The sequence below is a fragment of the Ruminococcus sp. genome, from assembly GCF_017650195.1.
Lineage (GTDB): Bacteria > Bacillota > Clostridia > Oscillospirales > Ruminococcaceae > Ruminococcus.
The window spans coordinates 1-4,559 of record NZ_JAGCFH010000112.1 but is presented as its reverse complement, the minus strand read 5'-3'; the positions used below and the strand labels follow the sequence as shown (position 1 = coordinate 4,559).

Sequence of the window (4,559 nt, the reverse complement as noted above, 5' to 3'; positions counted from 1 at the left end):
TGATCAGAATGTAATTCTATGTTTTTAACTGACAAATCAGTTGGAAAATGGTATATCCTTTTTTCTTCTTTTTCTTTAATAGCAATATTATTTGATAACATATTGATTCTCCTTTTGTTTTTTAGTGTAGATAATTATTGCTGCTCGAACTGCTTAACAGGCTAAATAACATTACATTGATAAATCCTGTATAATGATATACTGTGTCATTATATAACACTCGTTAAAAGCCTGTTTTTGACAAGCTTGTCATTAAACAAGAATACAGTTTCTTGATGGCCTATTAACTATGTATGTATTATATCATGTCGAATGGTTTTATGACAAGATTATTTTGGTATATCTTTTGTATATTTTTAGTCTATTTGGTTAACTATTTGGTTAACCCCAAATTATACACAAAAGGTCAAATTATAACATATAAGGTTAAAACTGGACAAAAATAACCTAACTTAAAAAACAGGAGAACCCAATACTTACCTTCATAAATGATAGCAAACCGTTGGCTATATGATATATAAAACAATAAAGTCTTTATATAACTAATAATGCAGCTCTTAATGAGCTGCATTATTGTCCATATTAATAGAGCATCATACCCACTCATGATTCTTCTTGATGTAGATATGCTTCAGTATCTGTGCAAGTATAGTGTATACGAGCATAAGAACAGCAAGCCATATTACATAGGACGGGATCATTATAGGCAGATCGAAAAGCTTTGCAATTGCAGTAAAACCAATAAGAAGTGTTACTATAACTACTGCCAGCGTGGATAGGTTCAATTGTAATGAAGCACGGTCTTTGATAAACGGTACTTTGTGAGTTCGGATAGTATGAATAACCACAGTCTGAGAAATTATACCAAACATGAACCAGCCGTTCTGGAAGAAGCCTGCCATATCGTTGCAGTTGAATTTATAAATAAACCACAGCACAAGGAAACACAGAACGTCGAGAACTGTACTGAGTAATCCGAATATCACCATGAATTTCTTTATTCCGGGTATATTCCATTTCTTCGGCAGCCTGATACTCTCGTCCTCAACATGGTCGAAAGGCATTCCGAGCTGTGCGAAATCGTTGAGGATATTCTGTACAAGGATATGTATAGGCAGAAGCGGCAGGAACGGCAGGAAAATACTTGCTATAAGTACAGAGAACATATTGCCGAAGTTACCGCTGACCGACATTTTGAGGTACTTGGACATATTTGCAAAGGTACGTCTTCCTTCTATAACGCCTTCGTCAAGAACATTAAGGTCTTTTTCAAGCAGGATGATATCCGCAACTTCCTTTGCGATATCAACGGCTGTATCCACTGATATGCCGACGTCCGCCTGTTTAAGCGGCAAACTGTCGTTTATACCATCACCCATATATCCTACGGTATGACCTTTAGTTTGAAAAGCCTTTACTACTCGCTGTTTCTGATATGGTGAAAGCTTGGAATAGATGTGGCATTTCTCGCAGGCATCGTTCAGTTCATCATCGGTCATCTCTTCGACCTGTGCGCCTGTCAGAGTATAATCCGTTGGTATTCCGAGTCTGCCGCAGATGTTTATAGCAACACCTTCGGTATCGCCTGTAAGGACTACTGTGCGGACACCGTTTTTCTGAAGAGCTGCGATAGCTGACTCCGCTGAAGGTTTAGGCGGATCAAGGAAGCCGACAAAACCGATAAGCACCATATCGCTCTCATCGTCTACGCCAAATGTCTCAACATCGTGGATATTGTTTTTCTGTGCCACAGCTATTACACGTATACCTTCAAGGTTGTTTTCAGTGGCTATTTTCTGAGCATTGTCAATAAGCTCCTGTGTTATTGGTTTTACTTCGCCTTCTATCTCAATATATCCGCATATTGACAATATCTCTTCTACTGCGCCCTTGGTTATCAGTTGCCTCTTGCCATTTTTGTCTCGCAGTACGACGCTCATACGGCGGCGGCTGAAATCAAAAGGTATCTCGTCCTCACGCACATAAGCCTCTTTTAAATATGAGAGCTCTTCTTTTTCAGCACGGTTGATTATCGCAACATCCATAAGGTTTTTCAGTCCGGTCTGGAAGAAACTGTTCATGAAAGCGTGACGCAGAACCCTCTTGTCCTCACGTCCTAAAACGTCCATATACTTTTCAAGCACTATCTCGTCCTGAGTAAGTGTACCTGTTTTATCTGTACAAAGTACGTCCATTTCGCCGAAGGTCTGTATAGCGCCGAGACGCTTTACTATGGTCTGCTTGCGGGACATATTAACAGCACCCTTGGCAAGCGATGAGGTCATGATAACGGGAAGCATTTCCGGCATAAGTCCTACTGCGATAGTGATGCCGAACATCAGTGATTCGAGCCAGCTTCCCTTAGTGATGAAATTGGCAATAAAAATGATCGGTACCATTACTATCATGAATCTTATGAGCAGCTTGCTTATTGAGTTGATATTACGCTCAAAGCTGCTCTTGTCCTGATAGGTATTGAGGCTCTTGGCCATACTGCCGAGGTATGTACGGTTTCCTGTTGTAAGTATTACAGCCTTAGCACTGCCTGAGATTATATTGCTTCCCATAAAACCGATATTATCAAGCTCTGTTATATCCGAGCCCTCGGGATCGGGACCTGCGAATTTTTCGACAGGCTGGCTTTCACCCGTAAGCTGCGACTGGTCGGTAAACAGGTCTTTGGTTTCGATAAATCGGACGTCTCCGGGAAGCATATCACCCGAAGCCAGTTTTACGACGTCGCCAGGAACAACATCTTCTATATTTACTTCCATGCTGCTGCCATTTCTTATAACGTCTATCTTGTTTGTTATCATGTTCTGGAGCTTCTGCGCAGCGGAGTTGGACTTTTCTTCCTGTACAAAGGAAATGATACCCGAGACCGCAACTACGAATATCAGCATGAGGAAGGTAGCCCAGCTTGGTTTAGCAGCAATGATGACATCTGTTACAAGTGTGACTGCTGCAACAATGAGAAGTACGATATTGAACGGATTGATGATCGCCGCACGTACACGTTTCAGCAAACTGTTCTCGTTTCCTGTATCAATAATGTTTTTTCCGTATTCTTCAAGACGGTCGCTTGCTTCTACCTGATTGAGTCCCTCGTCGCAGGTATCAAGTCTCTGAAAAAGCTCCTCGTCTGTTATTTTTGCTATCTCTGCAAGCTGTTTCTCGGCAGCCTGCTTCTTCTCATTTTTGTTTTCAGCCATTTTAAGCCTCCGGTCATCAACTGATTGTTTTTAAAGCATACTCTTTATGTATGTATTAAAATTATATCATTTAAACACTCATATGTCAAGAAACGTAAGATTTATTTGTTTAGTTTATATTTTAAGTATTTCTATAGTAATGACCATTTTAATTGTTCTGTAAATTTGAATCGTCGTTTATAATACCCTGATTTTTGATTGACAATCAATGATTGTTATTGTAAAATAAAAATACAGAATTGAACGAGAAATGATATACAAATGACACATCTATATGATACAATATGGCTAAAGAGGAAAGGAGCGGCTCGGTAATGAGAATATTGCTTATTGAGGATGATCTTCAGATATGCGAAGTAACAAAAAAATATTTCACCAGCAAAGGTGCTGAAATAACCGTAATAAACAACGGCAGTGAAGCTGTGAGTATCACCAAAACCGAACTCGAAGGCTATTCTATCGTACTTCTTGACATCATGCTTCCCGGGGCTGACGGATTTACGATCTGCCGTAGCATAAGACGATGCAGTGATATACCTGTTATATTCATTACCGCAAGAGGTCATGAAGAAGATATCCTCCATGGCTATGATATCGGCTGTGATGATTATATAGTTAAGCCGTTTCTCCTTTCTGCTCTTTTCGCAAAATGCTCTGCAATGGTAAAACGTAATGAAGGTAGTTCTGACAGCGTTATATCATGCGGTGCAATAAAAATTGATACCCGTAAGCTTACCTGTTATGTTGAAAGTGAAGAGATTGAACTTACTCCGAAAGAGTTTTCCATTCTCAGCTATCTTATGCAGCATCAGGGCTGGATAGTGAACCGTGAAACTCTTCTCGATAAGGTGTGGGGAGATGATTTCTTCGGTATCGACCGAGTTGTTGACAATACTATCAAGCGCATCAGGAAAAAGCTAGGAAACGCAGGTGGTCAGATACATACTGTCATAGGACGGGGGTATAAGCTGACAGAAACGTAAAGGAGTTGAAACCTATGAAAAAAAGATTCAAAAAGGCCAAACGAGAAACTCTACCTAAGATATTGATAAAGTCTTTCTCTATCGCTATCACTTTGTGCTTAGTCTTTACATATGGATTTTGGGAATATGAGAGAATGGATGTCAGAAATCAGGCTAAAAACAGTATCGAAGGAAACGTTTCTAGTATACAGAGCTGGGTGAACCGAACCGAAGCCCAAAACAGCGGCAGAGATACGATATCTGAACTAAGCATCTACCTTACAAAGTATGTGGATTTTGATATAATGGTCGAAGATGAGTTTTCTAAATACGGAGGTCCACAGATAATACCGAGATATTCTGAAAGTAATCACGCTCTTGCAGC

Annotated in this window: 2 protein-coding genes and 1 pseudogene; 2 read left to right on the top strand and 1 reads right to left on the bottom strand. The window is 39.9% G+C overall.

What is annotated here, in order from left to right; all coding sequences use genetic code 11:
- Positions 1 to 593: 593 nt before the first annotated feature.
- Positions 594 to 3,215 (bottom strand): annotated as a pseudogene (gene mgtA / locus J6U00_RS05415) (magnesium-translocating P-type ATPase); the annotation flags it as partial.
- 311 nt (positions 3,216 to 3,526) lie between these two features.
- On the opposite strand from mgtA, the gene J6U00_RS05410 reads away from it, so the two are divergent.
- Together J6U00_RS05410 and J6U00_RS05405 are read left to right on the top strand one after the other, a co-directional pair.
- Positions 3,527 to 4,195 carry a response regulator transcription factor gene (locus tag J6U00_RS05410; protein WP_296579943.1) on the top strand — a complete coding sequence of 223 codons (669 nt, stop codon included), beginning with the start codon at positions 3,527 to 3,529 and terminating at the stop codon, positions 4,193 to 4,195.
- A 134-nt stretch (positions 4,196 to 4,329) separates the two neighbouring features.
- The coding region (locus J6U00_RS05405; RefSeq protein WP_296579941.1) for a hypothetical protein at positions 4,330 to 4,559 on the top strand (230 nt) is incomplete at its 3' end.